The organism is Mesorhizobium sp. M7A.F.Ca.MR.148.00.0.0 (assembly GCF_003997735.1).
Lineage (GTDB): Bacteria > Pseudomonadota > Alphaproteobacteria > Rhizobiales > Rhizobiaceae > Mesorhizobium.
The window spans coordinates 1-1,603 of the sequence record NZ_RZTB01000264.1; the positions used below are offsets into that span (position 1 = coordinate 1).

Annotated in this window: 1 protein-coding gene; it reads right to left on the minus strand. The window is 60.4% G+C overall.

The window, feature by feature from the left end:
* Positions 1-139: 139 nt before the first annotated feature.
* Entirely contained in the window at positions 140-823 is a 684-nt protein-coding gene (locus EOB49_RS33790; RefSeq protein ID WP_164781925.1) for a cytochrome c, read from the minus strand.
* Positions 824-1,603: the final 780 nt, after the last annotated feature.

Sequence of the window (1,603 nt, forward strand, 5' to 3'; positions counted from 1 at the left end):
GCGCGACATTACCGCCTATCTCTATGCGCGAACATGAGGCGCGCTGAAGTCGCCCTACGGCGCAGGCGTCTTGCCAGCAAAAGCAGCAGGCCAAGCATCAACACGGCGGCGCCCGCTACAAGTGATTGAGCCGCCAGAATCATGATCGTCTGGCTGGTTGTCGTTCCTGCCCGCATCTGGCGTACATCGGCCGCGGTGACGCTGAGGTCGGGATTCCGAACCGCACGGTGACGTAATTTGCAAGAGCTGCCACCTGGCCATCATCCAGCCAGCCGCCGAAGGCCGCCATCGATTGACGCCCGGCCACGTCACCAGCTTTGACGCCTTCAAGGATGGTCATGACGACATCCGCGGGCGTGGCCGCGCCGGGGGTGCTGTTACGGGTCAAGGACGGATAGGATCCGTCTGATGATCCGCCTCCGTTCGCCCCATGGCACGTCGAACAGAGCGATCGATAGAGATCATCGCCGGTTGCGGTTCCGCTGCCTTGCGTCATCCCTTCGGTTCCAGCATCGCCGTCGGCCGCGGCCGCGTTACCCCATGAGAAACGCGGCTGCTTCTCGTCTCCCGGTTGGGCGGGCACGTCCCTGAGATAGGCGACAATAGCCTGGATGTCGTCGTCGGAAAGATGCTGCAGCCTGTTCATGACCGTTTCCGCCGTCGGCCCGCCTGCGTAGGCCTTCCCGGGCACGACGCCGGTTTTGAGGAATCGAGACAACTCTTCGTTGCTCCAGCCGCCCACGCCTGCGATCTTGTCGCTGGTGATGTTGAAGGCGTGCCAGATGCCGGCGGTGCCGCCAGCAAGCTTGTGGTCTTCATCCATGCCGAACGTCGCAAATTCAGCATCGCGTTCCGGCCATTGCAGCTTTCCCAGAGGTATTTGCAGAGCCGTTTACCGTCTTGGCGATATGCTTTTTCTCCTTGCGTGGTAGAAACATACCATTCGTACCAATATGATTTTGCCAGGTCATAAGGCATCTCGGTTGGCGACATGGCCGTGGCATAGCCTGCCGAAGCGACGACAAGACTCGCTACCCTTTTCGGGTACAAGGCCGCGACGCCGTAGCCCGCACGCGCGCCCCAGTCATAGCCGGCGAGCAGAACGTCGTTGAGGTTCAGCACTTCCAGGAATTGCGACAGATCGAGTGTGAGAGCCGAGATGGCACCGCTGCGCATGACGGAACCTTGCACAAATCGCGTTGGACCAGAGCCGCGAAGATAGGAGGCGTAGATACGGAAATTCCGATCCTCGAGCTTCCCGACTACTTTGTCCCAGCAGCTGATGTCATCCGACCAGCCATGCACGAGCACGAGCGGTCTTCCATCCGTTGGCCCCGAGACCTCGTAGGCAATGTCCAACTCACTCGTTCGACAACTGAGCAGCGATTGTCGACCTCCCGTGCGAGCCAAATTGGGCTGTTTCGGCCGTTTGCATCTTCTCGACGACTTCGGTCATGTCTGCTTCGTTGCCCTCCGTGCCTCTAGGCGTCCATCATCGATTTCGCCGGCTCCCGGGCGATATTTTCTTCGATGCGTTCGTGTCCCGGTGTCCGCGGCAGGGCCTGGCGGAAGTTCTTGGCGTAATCTGCCGGCATTTTGGGCG